The organism is Streptomyces hesseae, assembly GCF_031845785.1.
Lineage (GTDB): Bacteria > Actinomycetota > Actinomycetes > Streptomycetales > Streptomycetaceae > Streptomyces > Streptomyces hesseae.
This window is the reverse complement of the sequence record NZ_JAVRFI010000009.1, coordinates 13,559-33,602: the sequence shown is the minus strand read 5'-3', so window position 1 is coordinate 33,602 and position 20,044 is coordinate 13,559. Positions and strand designations below refer to the sequence as shown.

Here is a 20,044-nt window from a genome sequence, read left to right as displayed (position 1 = left end):
ACGCTACGCGCGTAGCACGGCGTTGACGCGTGTAGCGTCGCCCCCGCCCCGCCGAACCCACCGACCCCCGCACGGCCGGTCCGGCTTTCCTCCCGCTCCCTTCCCCGAGGAGAGTGCGCCATCAAAGCGTCCACCGAAGAGCCCAGCAAGGAGCCAGCCGCCCCGGCGGTAGAGCTCGAGGGCATCACCAAGCGGTTCCCCGGTGTCGTGGCCAACCACGACATCCGCCTCACGGTCCGCCGCGGCACCGTCCACGCCCTCTGCGGCGAGAACGGCGCCGGCAAGTCGACCCTGATGAAGATCCTCTACGGCATGCAGAAGCCGGACGAGGGCACCATCACCCTCGACGGCGAGCAGGTCTCCCTCCACAGCCCCGCCGACGCCATCTCGCGCGGCATCGGCATGGTGCACCAGCACTTCATGCTGGCCGACAACCTCACGGTCCTCGAGAACGTCGTCCTCGGCGCCGAGAAGCTCCACGGCATCGGCAACAAGGCCCGTAAGAAGATCAAGGAGATCTCCGACGCCTACGGTCTGGGCGTGCGCCCCGACGTCCTCGTGGAGGACCTCGGCGTCGCCGACCGTCAGCGTGTGGAGATCCTCAAGGTCCTCTACCGGGGTGCCCGCACCCTGATCCTCGACGAGCCCACCGCCGTCCTGGTCCCCCAGGAGGTCGACGCGCTCTTCGACAACCTGCGCGAGCTCAAGGCCGAGGGCCTGACGGTCATCTTCATCTCGCACAAGCTGGGCGAGGTGCTCTCCGTCGCCGACGACATCACCGTCATCCGGCGCGGCACCACCGTCGGCACCGCGATCCCCAGCGAGACCACCCCCAAGCAGCTCGCCGAGCTGATGGTGGGCGAGGAGCTGCCCTCGCCGGAGACCCGTGAGTCCACGGTCACCGACGTGCCCATGCTCACCGTCGACGGTCTCCACCTGTCCGCCACCGACTCCGACGGCGTAGTCCGCGCGGTGCTCGACGGCATCGCCTTCACCATCCACAAGGGCGAGGTCCTCGGCCTCGCGGGTGTCGAGGGCAACGGTCAGGCGGAGCTCGTCGAGGCCATCATGGGCATGCGGACCCCGGACGGCGGTGTCGTCACCCTCGACGGCGCCGACATCACCAAGACCCCCACGCGCAAGCGGCGCGAGGGCGGCATGGGGTACATCCCCGAGGACCGCCACCGCCACGGCCTGCTGCTGGAGGCCCCGCTGTGGGAGAACCGCATCCTCGGCCACGTCACCGAGAAGCCCAACAGCAAGGGCGGGCTCCTCGACACCAAGGCCGCCCGTGAGGACACCGAGCGGATCGTCCGCGAGTACGACGTCCGCACGCCCGGCATCGAGGTCACCGCTGCCTCCCTGTCCGGCGGCAACCAGCAGAAGCTGATCGTCGGCCGCGAGATGAGCCACAACCCCAAGCTCCTCATCGCCGCGCACCCCACCCGGGGCGTGGACGTCGGCGCGCAGGCGCAGATCTGGGACCAGATCCGCGAGGCGCGCCGCGAGGGCCTGGCGGTGCTGCTGATCTCCGCCGACCTGGACGAGCTGATCGGCCTCTCCGACACGCTCCGGGTGATGTTCCGCGGCCGCCTGGTCGCCGACGCGGACCCCGCGACGATCACTCCGGAGGAGCTGGGCTCCGCCATGACGGGCGCGGCATCGGGCCACCTCGAGCACGAGGAGGGCGCCGAGGAGGCGCCGGAGCCCTCGGAGCCCTCGGATTCCGGGGACGCCCCGGAGGCTCCGGAAGCCCCGGCCGAGGATGCGGACAAGTCCGCCGAGGACGCGGACAAGCCCGCCAAGGACGACAAGTCCTCCGAGGAGACCTCCTCGGAGGAGAAGAACGACGAGAACCGGGAAGGCGGTGACTCGAAGTGAAGAAGTTCGACAAGAACAAGCTGATCCTTGGCCTCGCCGCCCCGGCCCTGGCCATCGTCACCGCGCTGGTGATCACGTCGATCATCATCGGGGCCACCGGCAAGGACCCCTTCCACGCCTACCAGGTGATGGTTGACTTCGGCTCCAAGGCCGACAGCCAGGTCTGGATCATCAATAAGGCGACGCCGTACTACCTGTCCGCGCTGGCCGTGGCCATCGGCTTCCGGATGAACCTGTTCAACATCGGCGTCGACGGCCAGTACCGCATCGCGGCGTTCTTCGCCGCCGTGGTCGGCGGCGCGCTGACGATGCCGGGCATCATCCAGATCCCGCTGATCATCGTCGTCGCGATGGCGGTCGGCGCCCTCTGGGCCGGTATCGCCGGTCTGCTGAAGGTCACCCGCGGCGTCAACGAGGTCATCAGCACGATCATGCTGAACGCCATCGGCGCCTCGGTGATCGGCTACTTCCTCCAGGACGGCCGCCTCGCGCAGAAGGAGGGCAACCTGATCCACACGCCCTACCTGCCCGACTCGGCCCACTTCTTCGAGCTCCCGACCCAGCCCAAGCCCATCTACGGCTTTGTGGTGATCGCCGCCCTCGCCGGCGCCGCCTACTGGTTCGTGCTCAACCGCACCCGCTTCGGCTTCGACCTCCGCACCGTCGGCCGGTCCGAGTCCGCGGCCCACGCCTCCGGCGTGAGCGTCAAGCGCATGGTGATCACCTCCATGCTGCTGTCCGGTGCCATCGCCGGTCTCGTCGGCATGCCGACCCTGCTCGGCGTGTCGTACAACTACGGCACCGACTTCCCGGCCGGTATCGGCTTCACCGGTATCGCCATCGCGCTGCTCGGCCGCAACAACCCCATCGGCATGGCGCTCGCCGCCCTGCTCTGGGGCTTCCTGGAGCGCACCGGCACCCAGCTGGAGTTCGAGGGCTACGCCCAGGAGATCGTCGGCGTGATCCAGGGCGTCATCGTCCTGTGCGTCGTCATCGCCTACGAGATCGTGCGCCGGTACGGCCTCAAGGCCCAGCAGCGCAAGGTCGGCGAGGAACTCGCCGCCCAGGCCCGTAAGAGCGACAAGGCGGAGGTTTCCGCGTGAGCACCACCTTCACCTCCGCCATCGCGGAGAAGCTGTCCGGCAGGAACCGGCCGGACAACAAGCGGAGCAAGCTCTCCACCCCCGTCGTCCTGCTGATCATCGCGGGCGCGATGATCCTGCTGGCCGCCCTGCGCGCGATCACCGGCGCGAACGACCTGACCTCCTCCGGTCAGTTCTCCGGCGCCCTCGCCGCCGCCGTGCCCATCGGCCTCGCCGGTCTCGGCGGTCTGTGGGCCGAGCGCGCCGGCGTCGTCAACATCGGCCTCGAAGGCATGATGATGCTCGGCACGTTCTGTGCCGGCTGGATGGGCTGGCAGCACGGCCCGTGGGTGGCGGCTCTCGCCGGCGTCGTCGGCGGTGCCGTCGGCGGTCTCATCCACGCCGTCGCGACCGTCACCTTCAACGTCGACCACATCATCTCCGGTGTGGCGATCAACATCCTGGCCCTGGGCGTCACCCAGTACCTGGCCAAGATGTGGTTCGGCGCCGAGGGCAGCGCCGCGCAGAAGGCGGGCGGCAACGACAAGCAGTCGCCGGTCATGGAGAACATGCCCAACTTCTCCATCCCGGGCCTGTCCGACTGGCTGCACTCGATCGAGAAGCACCACTGGTTCCTCGTCTCCGACGTCGCCGGTGTCCTCGACGGCCTCGTCTCCGACGTGTCCTGGCTGACGATCGTCGCCGCGCTGCTGTTCGTCGGCACGTTCTTCGTGCTGTGGCGCACGGCCTTCGGTCTGCGCCTGCGCTCCTGCGGCGAGAGCCCGGTGGCCGCCGAGTCCCTCGGCGTCAACGTCTACAAGTACAAGTACGCGGCCGTCATCGTCTCCGGCGCCATGGCCGGCCTCGGTGGCGCGTTCCTCGCCATCGGCACCCACATGTACTCCGACGGTCAGACCGGCGGGCGCGGCTACATCGGTCTCGCCACGATGATCTTCGGTAACTGGCGGCCGGGCGGCGTCGCCATGGGCGCCGGCCTGTTCGGCTTCATGGACAGCCTCCAGCTGCGCTCCGGCGGCCCGACCGTCCACGCGCTGCTGCTGCTCGTGGCGGTGCTGCTGGCCGGCCTGGCCCTGTGGCGCCTGAAGCAGGGCAAGAAGAAGCCCGCGATCATCAGCGGTGTCATCGCCGCGGCCCTGGTCCTTTGGTACGCGCTGACCAAGACCGTTCCGCTGGAGTTCGTCGACGCCACCCCGTACGTCGCGACCCTGCTGGTCCTGTCGCTGTCCGCGCAACGCCTGCGGATGCCCAAGGCCGACGGCAAGCCGTACCGGAAGGGTCAGGGCAAGTGACCGACTCCCCTGACTGGGAGGCCCTGCGCGGCCGGGCCCGGGACGCCATGTCCCGGGCCTACGCCCCGTACTCCGAGTTCCCCGTCGGCTCGGCGGCCCTGGTGGACGACGGCCGCGTCGTCACCGGCTGCAATGTGGAGAACGCCGCCTACGGCGTCGCCCTCTGCGCCGAGTGCGGCATGGTCTCCGAGCTGATCGCCACCGGCGGCGGCCGCCTGACCCACTTCACCTGCTGCGACCGCCACGGCAACATCCTGATGCCGTGCGGCCGCTGCCGTCAGCTCCTCTGGGAGCACGGCGGCCCCGAGCTGGAAGTGGACACGACGAAGGGCATCCGCCCGTTGGCGGAGCTGCTGCCCGACGCGTTTGGGCCCGCCGACCTGAATCGTTAAAGATGTTCCCAAGCGCCGGACGGGCTGATGCTTCAGCCCGTCCGGGTCACTTTCCGGCCCCGGGAAGCCCTGAGGACGCACGAACTTAAGGAAAATGTGCTGATGGACGCCATTTCCGTAATCCGCACCAAGCGTGACCGCGGCCGTCTGAGCGACGAGCAGATCGACTGGATGATCGACGCGTACACGCGCGGCGAGGTCGCCGACGAGCAGATGTCCTCGCTCGCGATGGCCATCCTTCTCAACGGCATGGACCGCGCGGAGATCGCCCGCTGGACCGCCGCGATGATCAAGTCCGGCGAGCGCATGGACTTCTCCTCCCTGCCCGTGCCCACCGCGGACAAGCACTCCACCGGTGGTGTCGGCGACAAGATCACCCTCCCGCTGGCCCCCCTCGTCGCCGCCTGCGGCGCGGCCGTCCCGCAGCTCTCCGGCCGCGGCCTCGGCCACACCGGTGGCACCCTCGACAAGCTGGAGTCCATCCCCGGCTGGCGGGCGCTGCTCTCCAATGACGAGATGCTGGACGTCCTGCGCAACGTGGGCTCGGTCATCTGCGCCGCCGGCGACGGCCTGGCCCCGGCCGACAAGAAGCTCTACGCCCTGCGCGACGTCACGGGCACTGTCGAGGCCATCCCGCTGATCGCCTCGTCCATCATGTCGAAGAAGATCGCCGAGGGCACGGGCTCGCTCGTCCTCGACGTGAAGGTCGGCTCGGGCGCCTTTATGAAGAACCTCGCGGACGCCCGTGAGCTCGCCTCCACGATGGTCGGCCTCGGCACCGACCACGGCGTCAAGACCGTGGCCCTGCTCACCGACATGTCGACCCCGCTCGGCCTCACCGCGGGCAACGCCCTCGAGGTCCGCGAGTCCGTCGAGGTCCTCGCGGGCGGCGGCCCGGCGGACGTCGTCGAGCTCACCATCGCCCTGGCCCGCGAGATGCTCGACGCGGCCGGCATCAAGGACGCCGACCCGGCCAAGGCGCTGGCCGACGGCTCCGCGATGGACGTCTGGCGCCGCATGATCATCGCCCAGGGCGGCGACCCGGACGCCACCCTGCCGGTCGCCCGCGAGCAGCACGTGGTGACGGCCGCCGAGTCCGGCGTCCTCACCAAGCTGGACGCCTACGCCGTCGGCGTCTCCGCCTGGCGCCTGGGCGCGGGCCGCGCGCGCAAGGAGGACCCGGTGCAGGCCGGCGCGGGCATCGAGATGCACGCCAAGCCGGGCGACACGGTCAAGGCGGGCCAGCCGCTGATGACCCTCAACACCGACACGCCGGAGAAGTTCGAGTACGCGCTCAAGGCTCTTGAGGGCGGCGTCGAGATCTCCGCGGCGGGCACGGAGTTCACGCCGAACCCGATCGTGCTGGACCGCATCGCGTAATCGCCGATACCGGCGCTGATGCACCGAAAGCCCCCGCCGAAGGCGGGGGCTTTTCGCTTTGCTCGCGAGGGATCGCGAGGGATCAGGCCTTCTTCACCACGCTGGACTTGAGCTGCATGGCACCGAAGCCCTCGATCTTGCAGTCGATGTCGTGCCCGGCCACGCCGCTCACCAGACGGATGTTGCGGACCTTGGTGCCCGCCTTGATGCCGGTCGGGTGGCCCTTGACCTTCAGGGTCTTCACGACCGTGACGGTGTCGCCGTCGGAGAGGACGTTCCCGACGGAGTCGCGGATCACCCCGCTGTCGCTGTCGTCGCTCGCGGCTGCGGAACCGGCCGCGGGGGTCCACTCGTGCCCACACTCGGGGCAGACGAGCAGGGCGCCCATCTCATAGGTGTAGGTGCTGGAGCACTCGGGGCACGGGGGAAGGGTCTCGTTCACGGAGAAAGGATATTTCAGGGCAAGGGCCCGCGCGTGCGGTGCCGCTGGCCTCGTTTTGTATATTGCGCAAGCCAGGAACTGTTGGTGCGCATGCCCCGTTGATCTTGGCGACGGGGACCGGGAACAGTGGTTTGTGGAGGAAGTACATGGGTTTGCCCCTGACCAAGGGCGGCAATGTGTCGCTGAGCAAGCAGGCCCCGGGCCTGACTGCGGTGACGGTCGGGCTGGGCTGGCGGGTCGGCCCCGCCGCGGGCGCCGACTACGACCTGGACGCCAGCGCCCTGCTGTGCGACCAGGCCGGGAAGGTCCTCTCCGACCGGCACTTCGTCTTCTTCAACAATCTCCGGAGCCCCGACGGTTCGGTCACCCATTCCGGGGACGTGAGCCCGGCCGGGGGAGAGGACCGCGAGCAGATCCAGGTCGACCTCGGAAAAGTCCCGGAGACGGTGACGAAGATCGTCTTTCCTGTCTCCCTCTACGAGGCGGAACAGCGCCGGCAGACGTTCGGCGGGCTCGACGCCGCTCACATCCGCGTCGTGGACCGTGCGGACGGCAGGGAACTGGCCCGCTATGACCTGAAGGGCGACGGCTCGACGGAGACCGCGATGGTCTTCGGCGAGCTCTACCGCCACGGCGCGGAATGGAAGTTCCGCGCGATCGGGCAGGGGTACGCGTCGGGGCTCGCGGGCATCGCGACGGACTACGGCGTGGACGTACTGCGCGAGGCGGCGGCGCAGCCGACGGCTGCGCCGGTTCCGCCCGTGCCGCCGGCTCCTCCGGTACCGATGGCGACGCAGCCCGCAGCACCGGCAGTCGTATCAACTCAATCAACATCCGCACCCGCAGGGAGCTCCACCGTGACGTGTTTCTTCGACCCGAACCATGGCCCCGGCATGACGACGGTCATGTGGTCCCCGCAGTGGGGCGTCCCCCGCCAGATCCAGACCTGCGGCGGCTGCGCCCAGCGCGTCCAGACCACGCCGCCGCCGTACTACACGCCGCAGCAGCCCCAGGCGGGCTACCCCCAGCCGGTCCAGCAGGGTTACCAGCAGCAGGGTTACCAGCAGCAGGGCTACCCCCAGCAGCAGCCCCCCGCCGGCTACCCGCAGCAGCAGGGCGGCCAGCAGCAGGGCCGCCGCTTCGGCACCGGCGCCCTCATCGGCGCGGGCGCGGCGGGCCTCGTCGGCGGCGCGCTCCTCAACGAGGCGATGAGCGACGACGAGCCGGACGTCATCATCAACAACTACTACGAGGACGAGTGATCCCGGCTGCCACCCGGAGCTGACGGAGGACGAAGCGTCTCGCTCACGCCGCGGTACGGGCCAGGAAGAGGCCCGTCCGCGTGTCCAGTTCGAGGGCGCCGCCGTGGGCGTCGATCGTCCGTGACACATCGGAGAGCACTGCCCGACGCGTCTCCTCCGTCAGGATGAGGTACGAGGAGAGGGACGACAGCAGGTCGATGATCCCGGCCGTGGTGCGGGTGTGTCGGGAGAGGTACAGACGGTGTTCCAGGTCGGTGAAGCCCTCCTGGGTCTGCAACTCCTCCCATACCCAGGAGTTCGGGACCATGACCGACTCGCGCGGCTGTGCGTCGACGATCGAGTGCGGCGGCAGCCCGTGGAGGTGGCGGTGGTGCACGGCCCTCAGCTCGTGCCGGAGGTCCTCGTCGGCCACGAGCCAGTCGTTCCAGAACAGGGCGATCGCCCCGCCCGGGAGCAGTAGTTCCTGTGCGCGTCTCCAGCGCACCTCCGGGTCCACCCAGTGCCACGCCTGGCCGGAGAGAAGGAGACCGAAGCGGCGGCCCGAGGGCCGCCGGCTTTCGAAATCGGTTGTCTCGACGGTCACATGGGGCATCCCGGCACAGTGCCGGGCCAGCACGGCGGCCATCCGGGCATCCGGTTCGAGGCAGGTCAGCGTGATGCCGCGAGCGGCGAACGCCAGCGTCGCCTTGCCCGTGCCCGCGCCGACCTCCAGCGCGTCCACGCCCTGCGGACCCGCGAACTCCAGGACATCGGTGACGAGTTCATCCGGATAGCCGGGCCGCGCCGCGTCGTACTGCTCAGCCGCAGCGCCGAAGGCGCCGCGCCGCTCGCGGTGGTCGCTGATGGGGTTCTCGGTCATGGCCCCATGGTGCCGCCGCCGGGCCCCGCATGACATGGAGCGCCGCCGCCCGGTCCGCCTCGCGCCGGTCCCGGCGGCGCGGGGACATGGCGGCGGGCAGGCCGGGTGGGCGCAGCGCGCCGTACGTCGTGAAACGGCGAACGCCACAGGTGTGGCAGCGGGATTCACCACCGGAGTGGGCCCAGCCCGGGTGATTTCGGCAGGCGGAGTGGCGGGATGCTGTCATCGGGGCCACGCCGGGAGGATGTGCGCGTCACGGAAGTGACTGCGGATGGCGACGATGGCGTCGGTGACCTTTTCCTGGTCCCCGTCGGTGTCGGCCGCGCGCCGTGCGGCGACGAGCTCCTTGCACTCAAGGCATCCGGCCGGCGACTTCGCCGGCAAGCCACTGCGGTCCCGGTCCCGGCCGCCCAACACGAACCACGTCGCCTTGCCAGGCCCGGGCCCGTGCGTGCATACGCCCCAGGCGTCCGCTTCGTGCTCGATCAGCATCAGCCCGCGTCCGGACTCGTCCTCCAGGGATGTGAGGCGGCGGCGGAGGGGAAGGCCCGCCGCGCCGTCGTGCACGAACACCCGAAGGTGCTGCGGATCGGCCCACTCCGCGCTCAGCGTGATGTGTGCGCGGCAGGCCTTCGCCTGACAGGCCTTGATCGCGTTCGTCACCGCCTCCGAGGTGAGGGAGACGGCCGCGTCTTCGAGATCGGGCCGCCGCGTCGCGGCGAGCAGGGTGCGCACCGCTTCGCGGGCGGCCCTGACCCATGCGGGGTGGGGTGGGAAGGCGAGGGTGCAGTCGGGGTGGAGGGGGGTTGCCATCGGGGCTCCTGGGTTCGCTGTGACTGCGCACGCGGTGGCGTTGCCCGCGCCAACGGCCTTGTGGACGGGTGCACTTCCGCGCTGCGGTGCGTGTCGGATGAGGGCTTCGACGGTACGGCCACGTGTGGGACGGGTCCAACTGTGTCCACTGAAGACCCCCCGCACGGGTGATGTACGAACGAGTCGGTGGACCCGTGTCCGGGGTGAGCGCAAAACTGCGCGCACACCCATACGGAGGAAGCCATGCCGCCCAGAATCGCTCCGACTGAACGCCAAAAACGGCTGGGAGCGGAGCTGCGAAAGCTCCGGACCCGCGCCCGCATGTCCGGAGACGACGTCGCTGCGCTGATCGACGCCGATCGGTCACGCGTCAGTCACATTGAGGCCGGTCGCGTCGACGTGCCCCGGAACGGCCTGTACAAGTTGCTACGCGCATACGGATGCGTAGACGGTCCGACGTTCGAGGCCCTGATGGCGATGGCCAACGATCGAGGCAAGGGGTGGTGGGACCCGTACAAGGATGTCTTGGGGCGCAGGGCATTGGACTTGGCGGAGTTGGAATCGCGGGCAGTCAGCGTTCGCACTCATGAGCCGTCCGTGATCCCTGGGTTGTTGCAGACTGAGGGGTATGCGCGTGCAGTGATCTCAAGCGTAGAGACTGATCTCGACCACCTTGATCGTTGGGTGGGCTTCAGGCTGGAGCGGCAGCGAGTTCTCGGCGGCTTCAAGAAGTTTCACGCGGTCATCCATGAGTCGGCCCTACGGACATGGGTCGGCGATGCCAAGGTCATGCGTCAGCAGCTCTTGAGGCTTATCGAAGTCGCCCGCTTGCCCCATGTGACGGTCCAGGTCTTCCCGTTCGAGATGGGTCCCTACTCATCCCACAGTCGTTCCTTCATCCTCTTCGGAGGTCCCGCGCCAGGGCTGGACACCCTGTATTGCGAGCATCCGGCGGGTGCAGAATTCAGCGGGGATGGCCACCGTATCGCCCAATGCGCAAGAATGTTTGAGCGGCTGACATCTCTGGCGCTGGCGCCCATCGACCCGGCCGCTGCTCCTGAGAAGCAGGAGGTCCAGGACTCGCTGAGTCTGATTCAGCACGTTCTATATGAACTGCGGTAGGTGGCAGATGCATCAGCATGTATGGCGCAAGTCGTCCTTCAGCACGGGGGCGAACAACGACTGCGTCGAGATCGCCCCCGCCCCCGGCGGCCTCATACGCCTCCGCGAGAGCGACGACCCCACCCGCGTCATCACCACCACCCCCACCACATGGTCCGCGTTCCTCGCGAGCGTCAAGGCGAGGCCGTGGGCCGCTCCGGCAGCGTTAACCACCGCGTGAGGAGGCCCAGGTGGCAGACCCGAGCTGGCGGAAGTCATCGTTCAGCGGAGGAGTCCATGAGGCGGCTCTCCCAGGCCCAGGCGGCGATCTCGACGCGGTTGCGGACGCCGAGTTTGTTCTGGATGGTCGCCAGGTGGCTCTTGACCGTGCTGAGGGTGATGAAGAGGGCCGCGGCGATCTCAAGGTTGGTACGGCCCCTCGCGATGGCGTGGATCACCTCCATCTCGCGCGCGGAGAGCGGTTGGGCGGGTCGGGCGACGGACGTCGTACGGGCCGGGGCGAGGTCGCGGAGCAGTCGCAGGGTGATGGACGGGGAGATCAGGGCGTCCCCGGCGTGTGCGGCGCGGACGGCCTCGGTGAGCAGGGTGGGGGTGGCGCCCTTGAGGACGAAGCCGACCGCCCCGGCGCGCAGTGCGCCGTGGACGTACTCGTCCAGGTCGAAGGTGGTGACGATGACCACCCGCAGCGGGTCGGTGGTTCCGGGTCCGGCCAGGGCGCGGGTGACGTCGATGCCGTCGAGGCCCGGCATCCGGATGTCGACCAGGCACACATCGGGGCGCAGCCGTCGGGCGAGTTCGACCGCCTCGGCACCGTCGGCGGCCTCGCCGACGACGGTGATGTCGTCCTGGTCCTCCAGGATGAGGCGCAGGCCGCTGCGGATCATCGCCTGGTCGTCGGCGAGCAGGACGCGGATGCTCAACGGGTCCCCTTCCCCGGGACGGGCAGGGTGGCCAGGACCGACCAGCCTGTGTCCGGGCCCGGCCCGGCGGACAGGTGGCCACCGAGTGCCTCGACGCGCTCGCGCATGCCGATGAGGCCGTAGCCGCCGTGGTGCTTGTGCCGGGTGTGGCCGGGCGAGGCGTCGTCGGTGATCGTGACGGTCACGCCCTCCGGGCCATGGGCGATGTCGACGATGGCGGAGCGGGCGTGCGCCGCATGGCGGGCGATGTTGGTCAAGGCTTCCTGGACGATCCGGTGGACGGTGGTGGCCACCTCGGGTGGCCAGGGCGTCGGGTCGGGGGGCAGGCGCAGGCTCACCTCGGGACCGTGTCCGTCGAACCGCCCGATCAGTTCGGCCAGTTGCTCAGGTCCCGGCGCCGTGGGGGCCGTGGTGGCGACATCGTCGGTGTCGCGTAGCAGCCCGACCACCCGGCGCATCGCGGAGAGTGCTTCGCCGCCGGCCTCCTCGATGCCGGCGAGGGTGGCGTCCAGACTCTCGGGCTGTCGCCTGGCGACGATCCGGGCGGCCTGGGCCTGTACGACGATCCCGGTGATGTGATGGGCGACGACGTCGTGCAACTCCCGTGCCAGGGCGATCCGTTCCTCCTGTCGAACCGCCTCCGCGGCGGCCCGGCGGCGGTGGTCCAGGGCGCGCAGGCCGAGCCCGGCGCCCAGCGCGAGGATCCAGACCTCGATCCCGACGCGGAACGGGGTACTCGGAGCCTCGACGGTCAGCAGGCCGGCCGCCATCAGGGCCAGCCCGGCAACCGCGACCGCGCTCGCCTGCCGCCAGGCGAGCGCCCGTACGGCGGAGCCGCCGAGGACGAGTAGCCCAAGTACCGCGGCGGCTCCGGGTTCACCGGGCAGGTGGGCGATGCGGGCGGTCACCGCGGCGGCGCCTGCCACTGCCAGTCCGAGGGCTGCCGCCCAGCCCCGGTGACGCTCGCGGCCGAGCGCGATCAGGCACACGGTGGCGCCGACCGCGGTGTCGAGGGCCCAGACCCTGCCCTGGGCCGCGTACTGGGCGGCCATGACGGCCAGCACCAGGGCGAACACCGTCCCCAATGCCGCATTGACCAGGACCTTCGGCTCCCGGGCGGGCCGTTCCGGTGTACTCACCCGGGCCACGCTAGGCCATTCGGCCCGGCCCCGGACCAGCCGAAAGTACGGCTCGGTGAGCGGGGGACCGTACCTTCGGTCGCTGTGGCCGGCAGTGGTCGTTCCGCAGTCTGGGCCCCATGGTTGATCTCATCTCCGCACCCACCCTGCTCGCCGCGGCGGCCCAGGCCGAGAAGACCGAGCGGAGCCCGCTGCTGTACGCCTGGTGGGCTCTCAATCTCGCCGTCCTGATCGCGGTCGGCTACGGCGTGTACCGCTTCGTCAAGACGTCGCGCGCGAAGCGCCGCCCGCGCGGCTGACCCGGGAGGAACACATGACACCGGTACTCGAAGCCGTGAGGCTGGGCAAGCGGTACGGCCGCCACCACGCACTCACCGACTGCGACCTGAATGTCCCGCCCGGTCGGGTGATCGGGCTGGTCGGCCCGAACGGCGCCGGCAAGTCGACCCTGCTGCAACTGGCATGCGGACTGATCGCGCCCAGCTCGGGCACGATCCGCGTCCTGGGCGCCACACCCGCCGCCGGCCCCGCCCACTTGGCCAAGGTCGGCTTCGTCGCCCAGGACACGCCGGTCTACGCCGAGCTGTCGGTCGCCGACCATCTGCGGATGGGGGCACGGCTCAACCCCGGCTGGGACCGGGCTCTTGCCCAGCGGCGACTCGCCCGGATCGGCCTCGACCCCCGGCAGAAGGCCGGCCGGCTCTCCGGTGGCCAGCGCGCCCAGCTCGCCCTGACCATCGCCGCGGCCAAACGGCCCGAGCTGCTGATCTTCGACGAGCCCGCCGCCGCCCTGGACCCGCTGGCCCGGCACGCCTTCCTGGACCATCTGATGGAGTCCGTCACCGAACTCGGTGCCGCCGCCATCCTCTCCTCCCACGCCCTCCCCGACGTGGAGCGGGTGTGCGACTACCTGATCGTGCTGGCGGGCTCCCGGGTCCACCTGGCCGGCGACGTGTCACAGCTGCTGGCGAGCCATGTCCGGGTCACCGGCCGCCGCTCGGACCTCGCGGCCCTGCCCGCCGGGGCGGACGTCATCACGCTCACCGACCCGAGCGGGCTCAAGAGCACCGCCGTCGTCCGCGCCGACCGGGCACTGCCGGCCGGCGGGCCCTGGACCGTGACGGACGTCGGCCTCGAAGAACTGGTCCTCGCCTACCTCGGCCGCGCGGACCAGACCGGCACCCAGCCCGTTCCGACCGCCGCGGAGGCCCACCGATGATCTGGCTGACCTGGCGCCAGTTCCGTGCCCAGATGCTCGTGGGCCTCGGGGCACTTCTGCTCCTGGCCGTCTACCTCGTCGTACTCGGAGGGCAGATCCACGACGCGTACGACGACACCCTCGCCCACTGCGCCACCCGCGACGCCTGCGCCGGACCGCTCGGTGCCTTCGCCGACCGCTACAGCTTCCGGGCCGACCTGCTCGGCTACCTGCTGCTCGCCGTCCCCGGCGCCATCGGCGTGTTCTGGGGCGCACCGCTGATCGCCCGGGAGCTGGAGGCCGGCACCCACCGGCTGGTGTGGAACCAGAGCGTGACCCGCACCCGCTGGCTCGCGGCCGGACTCGCGCTGGTCGGGCTGCTGAGCGTGGCCACCGTCGGCCTGTACAGCCTGCTACTGACCTGGGCGACCGGCCCGGTCGCCAAGGTCCTCAACAACCGCTTCGAACCGGCGCTCTTCGCCTCGCGCGACATCGCCCCGCTGGGCTACGCGGCCTTCGCCTTCGTCCTGGGCGCGACCCTGGGCCTGATCATCCGGCGCGCGGTACCCGCCATGGCCGCCACCCTGGTGGTCTTCACCGCCCTCCAGATCGCGGTCCCTGCGCTGGTCCGCCCGCACTACCAGGCGCCGGTCCGTACCTCGGTGCCGCTCACCGCCGAACTGATCGGCCGCCTGACGAAGATCGGCACCTACGGCGACATCGGCGGCCTGCGCGTCCCCGGCGGGCCCTGGGTCGTCGAGACCAGCCCGATCCTCGACTCCGCGGGCAAGGAGACCGGCCATGCCGCCTGGTTCCAGGACTGCATGGACCACAGCTCGCTCTCCGAACTGCCCACCTGCCTGGCCAAGGGCAACATCCACGTCGAGATCGCGGAGCAGCCGGCCGGCCGCTACTGGACCTTCCAGTACCTGGAGACCGCGCTTTTCCTCGCTCTGACAGCCCTCTTGGCCGCCATCGCCTTCTGGCGGATCCGCAAGCATCCGGTCTGACGAAACGCGACTGCGGCGCCACGGGCAAGGGCGCGGTGGCCGCCTCGTAGGCCGCGATCGGGGAAGTGCGCGCCCGCATCGCGCGCCCCCTGTGCGACTCAAGCGCCCTGACCTATGGGCCATTTGGGGACTCAGAGGGGCGATAGGGTCGCTGTGCGTGCCAATGGCACGCCCTCCTCCAAGGAAGGACCGGGCCCCACGCCATCGGGGCCCGGCCCGAATCCAACAGGTGTGGTCGACCGGGATCTTCGGCCGCGTTTGTGGAGGAGGGCGAGCTATGGGTCGCCACCGTAAGCCGACTCTGATCGAGCGGATCTACTACGTAGTCCGTGAGTTTGGGAGGTGGCTGATCGGGCGGTGACCGACGATCCCCAGCTAGCCTGGGGACCGGCGGTCGAGTAACCGTCCGTGCGGTGTAGGTCCTCGTCGTGAGTACCGAGCTCCGGCGAGGGCCGTCTTTCGTGCGTCAGCGCCGCACGGTTATTCCCGGCCCGCACGGCACCGGGCGCCCCCGAAGGGTTGCCGCCCCCACCGTACCGAATTCGCCACCCAACTTCAGCCCCCCACACGCCAAGGGGTGAACGACAGGGCGTCCCCATGACGGACGGCATGACGAAGGGGCCGCACCCACCGCCTGTCAAGAGCGGGTGCGGCCCCTCCGGGCTCTGCGGGCGGAATCCGTGGAAACCGCCTAGCGGCGCGCCGCCGCGATGAGCAGGCGGCGCTGGACCGCCGCCCGGTGCGTGGCGTACAGCGTGATCGACGCGGCGGCCACCATCGCCAGCAGGCCCAGGACGACCGTGCCGTCCCAGCCCGCCGCGCGGAAGGCGAGTGCGCCGAGGGTGCCGCCGACCGAGCTGCCCGCGTAGTAGGCGAACTGGTAGAGGGCCGAGGCCTGGGCGCGGCCCGTCGTCGCGGTGCGGCTGACCGAGGACGAGGCCACCGCGTGGCCCGCGAAGAAGCCGGCGGTGATCAGGACCAGGCCGACCAGGATCGCGGTCAGCGAGGAGGTGAGGGTGAGCAGCAGGCCCGCCGCCGTCGTGCCCACCGCGAGGTACAGCGCGCCGCGCCGGCCGAGGCGGGCGACGAGCGTGCCCGCCGTCGCCGACGACGCCGTGCCGACCAGGTAGATCAGGAAGATGGAGCCGACGACGCCCTGCGGCAGGGAGAAGGGCGCCTCCGCCAGCCGGTAGCCGATGACGGTGTAGACCGCGCCGAAGACGGTCATGAAGAGCGCGCCGATCGCGTACAGACGGCACAGCAGCGGGTCCGAGAGGTGGGCGCCGACGGTACGGGCCAGGGAGCGGGCCGAGACCGTGGACGGGGTGAAGTGCCGCGCCTTGGGGATCATGAGCCGGAAGGTCAGCGCGCACACCACCGCCAGCGCGCCCACCGCGCACAGGCCAGCGCGCCAGCCCCATGCCTGGGCCACCCAGCCGGCCAGGATCCGGCCGGTCATTCCGCCGATGGCGTTGCCCGCCACGAACAGCCCGATCGCGCCGACCAGCGCCTTGGGGCGGACCTCCTCCGCCAGGTACGCCATCGCGGAGGCCGGCACTCCGGCCAGTGCCGCGCCCTGGACCGTGCGCAGCGCGATCAGCGAGCCCAGGTCGGGGGCGAAGGGCACCAGGAGGCCGATCAGCGCGGCGACACAGAGGGCGACCGTCATCGTGGCCCGGCGTCCGAAGCGCTCGGAGAGGGCGCTGAGCGGGACGACCGCGAGGGCGAGGCCGCCGGTCGCGGCGGAGACGGTCCAGCTGGCCTGATCGGCCGTCACACCGAGGCCGCCGGAGATCGCGGGGAGCAGGGCCTGGGTGGAGTAGAGGAGCGCGAAGGTGGCGACACCGGCCGCGAAGAGCGCGAAGCTCATCCGGCGGTAGCCGGGCCCGCCGGGGATCAGCCGCGTATCGGCGGAATCGGAGGCGGAGTCGGCGGCGGAGGTGCGAGAGGGCTGAAGAGACGACGCGGTAGAGGCATCCGAACGCGCGATGACGACGGATGCCCCGGTATCAGCGGGAGGCATGTATCAAACGTATGTGTGGTGCATCTGATGCGTCCAATGCACGGAATGGCGATAATCGATCCCATGGAGCATGACCGCAGGTCAAAGGCGTCTCTGTCACCAACTGGCAACAGGAGTGTTACCCAAGACTTTGATGGAACGCCTACGGCCGAGCTGGCCGCCGGGTCCTGGGCGGCGACCCTGACGCCGCGTCTGGCGCAGTTCACGGCCGTCGCGCGGCATGAGCATGTGACCCGGGCCGCGCGCCGGCTCGGCATGCCGCAGTCCACGCTCAGCCGCTCGATGGCGCGGCTGGAGGAGGACCTGGGCGTCGCGCTGTTCGCCCGCCACGGCCGGCAAGTCTCCCTCACCGCCGCCGGGCGGGACTTCCTCACGACCGTCGAGCGCGCGCTGTGGGAGGTCGAGCGGGCCGCCGAGTCCGTGCGGGCGGACGCCGATCCGGAGACGGGCAAGGTCGCGTTCGGGTTCCTCCACACGATGGGTTCCGAGACCGTACCCGAGCTCATCAGGGCCTTTCGAACCGATCATCCGCGCGTACGGTTCCAGCTGGTGCAGAACTACGGCGAGGCGATGATCGAGCGGCTGCGCGACGGCGCGCTCGATCTGTGCCTGACCTCGCCGGTGCCGGACGAGCCGGACCTGGTGGCGCGCCGGCTGGACGAGCAGAAGCTGCGGCTGGTCGTGCCGGACGACCATCCGCTGGCGGCGCGCAAGCGGATCCGGCTGGCGGAGGCGGCGAACGAACTCTTCGTCACCCTCGAACCCGGGTACGGGCTGCGGAAGATCACGGACCGGCTGTGCGCGGAGGCGGGCTTCACGCCGAAGATCGCGTTCGAGGGGGAGGACCCCGAGACCCTGCGCGGCCTGGTCGCCGCCGGACTGGGGGTCGGGCTGCTGCCGCCGCCGGCCGTCCCCCGGCCCGGGGTGGTCGAGCTGACGGTGACGGCGCCGCGCGCGGTGCGGGAGATCGGGGTGGCTTGGCTGGACGGGCATCCGGATACGCCGCCGGTCGCGGCGTTCAAGCGGTTCCTGCTGTCGCGACGGGGGCAATTGCTGCTGCACCCCTGAGGTGAGGCGCGTGAGGCTTCAGTGCCGCAGCGACTCCCCGAACCCCGACGCCAGCGGCATCCGCAGTCCCAGCGGCGGCGGGGCCGCGAAGGCGTCTGCCAATGGCCGGGCGTATGGGTGGCCCAGCATCGAGCCGCGGACGAAATCGGCGGCCAGGGCGAGAACTTCGGGGCGGTGCTGGTGGAGGGTGTGGCCGTCGGAGTGGACCTCGAAGCGGCAGATGTCGCGGTTGAGCTTCTTGGCGCGCTCGGCGAGGCGGTAGGAGAGGTCCGGGTCCGTGCGCTCGTCGTTGGTGCCGTGGACGATCAGCGTCCGGCGGCCCACCAGCTGGCGCACCGGGTCGGGGGCGAGGACCGCGTCCGGCTCGGGCAGCCAGGGGGCGATCGCCAGCACCGACGCCACGGCCGGGTGCCCGGCGGCGAGCAGGGCGGCGCGGGCGCCCATGCCCGTACCGACGAGGCACACCGGTACGTCGCCGTAGCGCCGCACCGCCTCGTCGGCGGCCCAGCGCGCGTCCCGTACCGGGTCGGCGGCCGAACCGTTCCAGCCGCGGTGGCGGTAGCGCAGGACATGGACGGCCAGGCCCTCCCCGCCGCCCGCCCCGGTCAGCCGGCGGGCCAGGGGGCGCTGGGCGGCCATCGCGCGGTACGAGGGGCGGCGCGCGCCCGTGGCCGGTCCGCCGGGCAGCAGCAGGGCCACCGCCTGCACGATCGGGCCGGGGGGACGGCCGTCGGCGCCGAGGGGTTTGCCGAGGCGGGGGGCCGGGAGGACGGGGCCCGCGGGGCCGTCCGGGTCGCTGGGGTCTCGCTGCGGCAACGCTTGCTGGACCATGGCAGACAACGATGGCAGAAGGACGGGTGGAGTCCACCCCGCCGATGGGTCACCGTTCCGTATCGTTCGCCGATATCTACGCGCGTAGGGGCTAGAGTGCGGAAATGACGAGCGAGACCCTCTCCCACACGATCCCGGGACAGCCGTCCCGGCCCTCTCCCGAGCAGATCCGCCGCGCTCCCAAGGTGCTGCTCCACGACCACCTCGACGGTGGTCTGCGCCCCGGTACGGTCGTCGATCTCGCGGCCGCCGTCGGCTACGACAAGCTCCCCGAGACGGACCCCGACAAGCTGGGCGTCTGGTTCCGCGAGGCGGCCGACTCCGGTTCGCTGGAGCGCTATCTGGAGACCTTCGCCCACACCTGCGCCGTGATGCAGACCCGTGAGGCGCTGGTCCGGGTGGCGGCCGAGTGTGCCGAGGACCTCGCCGCGGACGGCGTCGTCTACGCCGAGGTGCGCTACGCCCCCGAGCAGCACCTGGAGGCGGGTCTCACCCTGGAGGAGGTCGTCGAGGCGGTCAACGAGGGCTTCCGCGAGGGCGAGCGCCGGGCGCGCGCCAACGGTCACCGGATCCGGGTCGGCGCGATGCTGACCGCCATGCGGCACGCCGCGCGGGCGCTGGAGATCGCCGAACTGACCAACAACTTCCGTGACTCGGGCGTCGTCGGCTTCGACATCGCGGGCGCCGAGGCGGGCTTCCCTCCCACCCGCCACCTGGACGCCTTCGAGTTCCTCAAGCGCGAGAACAACCACTTCACGATCCACGCGGGCGAGGCGTTCGGCCTGCCGTCGATCTGGCAGGCCCTCCAGTGGTGCGGCGCGGACCGGCTCGGCCACGGTGTGCGGATCATCGACGACATCGAGATCGCGGAGGACGGCACGGTCAAGCTCGGCCGGCTCGCGTCCTATGTGCGGGACAAGCGCATTCCGCTGGAGATGTGCCCGACCTCCAACCTCCAGACGGCCGCGGCCACTTCGTATGAAGAGCACCCGATCGGACTTCTGCGGAAACTGCATTTCCGGGCGACCGTGAATACGGATAATCGTCTGATGAGCGGTACCAGCATGAGCCGGGAATTCGAGCACCTGGTCAAGGCCTTCGGCTACACGCTGGACGACATGCAGTGGTTCACCGTCAACGCCATGAAGTCGGCCTTCATCCCATTCGATGAACGTCTGGCCATGATCAACGACGTGATCAAGCCGGGTTACGCGGAGCTGAAGTCCGAGTGGCTGTTCCGCCAGACGATGACGGAAACCGCCTGACCAGCAATTCCCCCGCCGGGCCCGGCAATCCCGGACGGCGCGCAATA

The 20,044-nt window shown here is 70.5% G+C and carries 20 protein-coding genes and 1 pseudogene; 13 read left to right on the top strand and 8 right to left on the bottom strand.

Translation table 11 applies throughout. From position 1 onward, the window contains the following. Positions 1 to 120 precede the first annotated feature (120 nt). The 5 genes from RM609_RS16100 to RM609_RS16080 all read left to right on the top strand — a co-directional run bounded on the left by RM609_RS16100 (position 121) and on the right by RM609_RS16080 (position 6,045). Positions 121 to 1,881 carry an ABC transporter ATP-binding protein gene (locus RM609_RS16100; protein WP_311611796.1) on the top strand — a complete coding sequence of 587 codons (1,761 nt, stop codon included), beginning with the start codon at positions 121 to 123 and terminating at the stop codon, positions 1,879 to 1,881. Further along, the gene (locus tag RM609_RS16095; RefSeq protein ID WP_311611508.1) at positions 1,878 to 2,984 is read left to right on the top strand and encodes an ABC transporter permease; all 1,107 of its coding nucleotides are present in this window, start codon (positions 1,878 to 1,880) and stop codon (positions 2,982 to 2,984) included. Before RM609_RS16100 ends, RM609_RS16095 begins: the two co-directional genes overlap by 4 nt. Beyond that, positions 2,981 to 4,273, top strand: a complete 1,293-nt coding sequence (locus RM609_RS16090; RefSeq protein WP_438828452.1) for an ABC transporter permease — start codon at positions 2,981 to 2,983, stop codon at positions 4,271 to 4,273. Before RM609_RS16095 ends, RM609_RS16090 begins: the two co-directional genes overlap by 4 nt. Further along, on the top strand, positions 4,270 to 4,665 hold the full coding sequence (locus tag RM609_RS16085; protein WP_311611506.1) for a cytidine deaminase: 396 nt from the start codon (positions 4,270 to 4,272) through the stop codon (positions 4,663 to 4,665). The genes RM609_RS16090 and RM609_RS16085 overlap by 4 nt, the downstream gene beginning before the upstream one ends. 96 nt (positions 4,666 to 4,761) lie before the next feature. Further along, the gene (locus RM609_RS16080) at positions 4,762 to 6,045 is read left to right on the top strand and encodes a thymidine phosphorylase (protein WP_311611505.1); all 1,284 of its coding nucleotides are present in this window, start codon (positions 4,762 to 4,764) and stop codon (positions 6,043 to 6,045) included. A gap of 82 nt (positions 6,046 to 6,127) precedes the next feature. Here the strand turns inward: RM609_RS16080 and RM609_RS16075 are convergent, their stop codons facing one another. Beyond that, positions 6,128 to 6,487 (bottom strand): zinc ribbon domain-containing protein YjdM, encoded by a 360-nt coding sequence (locus tag RM609_RS16075; RefSeq protein WP_311611503.1) that lies wholly within the window; start codon positions 6,485 to 6,487, stop codon positions 6,128 to 6,130. Between the two features lie 146 nt (positions 6,488 to 6,633). Between RM609_RS16075 and RM609_RS16070 the strand changes: the two are divergent. Continuing rightward, positions 6,634 to 7,203 (top strand): annotated as a pseudogene (locus RM609_RS16070) (TerD family protein); the annotation flags it as partial. A 589-nt stretch (positions 7,204 to 7,792) separates the two neighbouring features. Here the strand turns inward: RM609_RS16070 and RM609_RS16065 are convergent. Genes RM609_RS16065 through RM609_RS16060 form a run of 3 tightly spaced genes read right to left on the bottom strand, consistent with a single transcriptional unit; the run spans position 7,793 to position 9,421 of the window. Then, positions 7,793 to 8,608, bottom strand: coding sequence for a class I SAM-dependent methyltransferase (locus RM609_RS16065; RefSeq protein ID WP_311611501.1), 816 nt, complete (start codon positions 8,606 to 8,608; stop codon positions 7,793 to 7,795). Further along, positions 8,547 to 8,834, bottom strand: a complete 288-nt coding sequence (locus RM609_RS34530; protein WP_369016243.1) for a DUF6255 family natural product biosynthesis protein — start codon at positions 8,832 to 8,834, stop codon at positions 8,547 to 8,549. Before RM609_RS34530 ends, RM609_RS16065 begins: the two co-directional genes overlap by 62 nt. Then, positions 8,831 to 9,421 (bottom strand): ATP-binding protein, encoded by a 591-nt coding sequence (locus RM609_RS16060; protein ID WP_311611500.1) that lies wholly within the window; start codon positions 9,419 to 9,421, stop codon positions 8,831 to 8,833. Before RM609_RS16060 ends, RM609_RS34530 begins: the two co-directional genes overlap by 4 nt. Positions 9,422 to 9,664: 243 nt before the next feature. Here RM609_RS16060 and RM609_RS16055 point away from each other — a divergent pair, with 243 nt between their 5' ends. Both RM609_RS16055 and RM609_RS16050 read left to right on the top strand, forming a co-directional pair. Further along, entirely contained in the window at positions 9,665 to 10,543 is an 879-nt protein-coding gene (locus RM609_RS16055) for a helix-turn-helix domain-containing protein (protein ID WP_311611498.1), read from the top strand. Between the two features lie 7 nt (positions 10,544 to 10,550). Further along, positions 10,551 to 10,763, top strand: coding sequence for a DUF397 domain-containing protein (locus RM609_RS16050; protein ID WP_311611496.1), 213 nt, complete (start codon positions 10,551 to 10,553; stop codon positions 10,761 to 10,763). Positions 10,764 to 10,797: 34 nt separating this feature from the next. On the opposite strand, the gene RM609_RS16045 is transcribed toward RM609_RS16050, so the two are convergent. Beyond that, complete coding sequence (locus RM609_RS16045) at positions 10,798 to 11,463, bottom strand: response regulator (RefSeq protein ID WP_311611494.1); 666 nt, start codon at positions 11,461 to 11,463, stop codon at positions 10,798 to 10,800. Then, positions 11,460 to 12,602, bottom strand: a complete 1,143-nt coding sequence (locus RM609_RS16040) for a sensor histidine kinase (RefSeq protein WP_311611493.1) — start codon at positions 12,600 to 12,602, stop codon at positions 11,460 to 11,462. The genes RM609_RS16045 and RM609_RS16040 overlap by 4 nt, the downstream gene beginning before the upstream one ends. A gap of 119 nt (positions 12,603 to 12,721) precedes the next feature. Between RM609_RS16040 and RM609_RS16035 the strand changes: the two genes are divergently transcribed. Genes RM609_RS16035 through RM609_RS16025 form a run of 3 tightly spaced genes read left to right on the top strand, consistent with a single transcriptional unit; the run spans position 12,722 to position 14,810 of the window. Continuing rightward, positions 12,722 to 12,901, top strand: coding sequence for a hypothetical protein (locus tag RM609_RS16035; protein WP_311611491.1), 180 nt, complete (start codon positions 12,722 to 12,724; stop codon positions 12,899 to 12,901). 14 nt (positions 12,902 to 12,915) lie between these two features. Beyond that, complete coding sequence (locus RM609_RS16030) at positions 12,916 to 13,821, top strand: ABC transporter ATP-binding protein (protein ID WP_311611490.1); 906 nt, start codon at positions 12,916 to 12,918, stop codon at positions 13,819 to 13,821. After that, the gene (locus tag RM609_RS16025; RefSeq protein ID WP_311611489.1) at positions 13,818 to 14,810 is read left to right on the top strand and encodes an ABC-2 membrane transporter-related protein; all 993 of its coding nucleotides are present in this window, start codon (positions 13,818 to 13,820) and stop codon (positions 14,808 to 14,810) included. The genes RM609_RS16030 and RM609_RS16025 overlap by 4 nt, the downstream gene beginning before the upstream one ends. 691 nt (positions 14,811 to 15,501) lie before the next feature. Here the strand turns inward: RM609_RS16025 and RM609_RS16020 are convergent. After that, complete coding sequence (locus tag RM609_RS16020; RefSeq protein ID WP_311611487.1) at positions 15,502 to 16,833, bottom strand: MFS transporter; 1,332 nt, start codon at positions 16,831 to 16,833, stop codon at positions 15,502 to 15,504. Positions 16,834 to 16,896: 63 nt separating this feature from the next. On the opposite strand from RM609_RS16020, the gene RM609_RS16015 reads away from it, so the two are divergent. After that, on the top strand, positions 16,897 to 17,901 hold the full coding sequence (locus tag RM609_RS16015; protein ID WP_311611486.1) for a LysR family transcriptional regulator: 1,005 nt from the start codon (positions 16,897 to 16,899) through the stop codon (positions 17,899 to 17,901). Positions 17,902 to 17,919: 18 nt separating this feature from the next. Here RM609_RS16015 and RM609_RS16010 read toward each other — a convergent pair whose 3' ends face one another. Then, on the bottom strand, positions 17,920 to 18,732 hold the full coding sequence (locus tag RM609_RS16010; RefSeq protein WP_438828451.1) for an alpha/beta hydrolase: 813 nt from the start codon (positions 18,730 to 18,732) through the stop codon (positions 17,920 to 17,922). A gap of 104 nt (positions 18,733 to 18,836) precedes the next feature. Here RM609_RS16010 and RM609_RS16005 point away from each other — a divergent pair, with 104 nt between their 5' ends. After that, a complete protein-coding gene (locus RM609_RS16005) occupies positions 18,837 to 19,997 on the top strand; it encodes an adenosine deaminase (protein WP_311611484.1) in 1,161 nt (386 codons plus the stop codon). Positions 19,998 to 20,044 lie beyond the last annotated feature (47 nt).

Excerpts from the sequence above, each read along its gene's own strand:
- RM609_RS16020 (WP_311611487.1), bottom strand. The coding sequence starts at position 16,833 with ATGCCTCCCGCTGATACCGGGGCATCCGTCGTCATCGCGCGTTCGGAT.
- RM609_RS16015 (WP_311611486.1), top strand. The coding sequence starts at position 16,897 with ATGGAGCATGACCGCAGGTCAAAGGCGTCTCTGTCACCAACTGGCAAC.
- RM609_RS16030 (WP_311611490.1), top strand. The coding sequence starts at position 12,916 with ATGACACCGGTACTCGAAGCCGTGAGGCTGGGCAAGCGGTACGGCCGC.
- RM609_RS16055 (WP_311611498.1), top strand. The coding sequence starts at position 9,665 with ATGCCGCCCAGAATCGCTCCGACTGAACGCCAAAAACGGCTGGGAGCG.
- RM609_RS16065 (WP_311611501.1), bottom strand. The coding sequence starts at position 8,608 with ATGACCGAGAACCCCATCAGCGACCACCGCGAGCGGCGCGGCGCCTTC.
- RM609_RS16035 (WP_311611491.1), top strand. The coding sequence starts at position 12,722 with ATGGTTGATCTCATCTCCGCACCCACCCTGCTCGCCGCGGCGGCCCAG.
- RM609_RS16010 (WP_438828451.1), bottom strand. The coding sequence starts at position 18,732 with ATGGTCCAGCAAGCGTTGCCGCAGCGAGACCCCAGCGACCCGGACGGC.
- RM609_RS34530 (WP_369016243.1), bottom strand. The coding sequence starts at position 8,834 with ATGACAGCATCCCGCCACTCCGCCTGCCGAAATCACCCGGGCTGGGCC.
- RM609_RS16060 (WP_311611500.1), bottom strand. The coding sequence starts at position 9,421 with ATGGCAACCCCCCTCCACCCCGACTGCACCCTCGCCTTCCCACCCCAC.
- RM609_RS16005 (WP_311611484.1), top strand. The coding sequence starts at position 18,837 with ATGACGAGCGAGACCCTCTCCCACACGATCCCGGGACAGCCGTCCCGG.
- RM609_RS16050 (WP_311611496.1), top strand. The coding sequence starts at position 10,551 with ATGCATCAGCATGTATGGCGCAAGTCGTCCTTCAGCACGGGGGCGAAC.
- RM609_RS16025 (WP_311611489.1), top strand. The coding sequence starts at position 13,818 with ATGATCTGGCTGACCTGGCGCCAGTTCCGTGCCCAGATGCTCGTGGGC.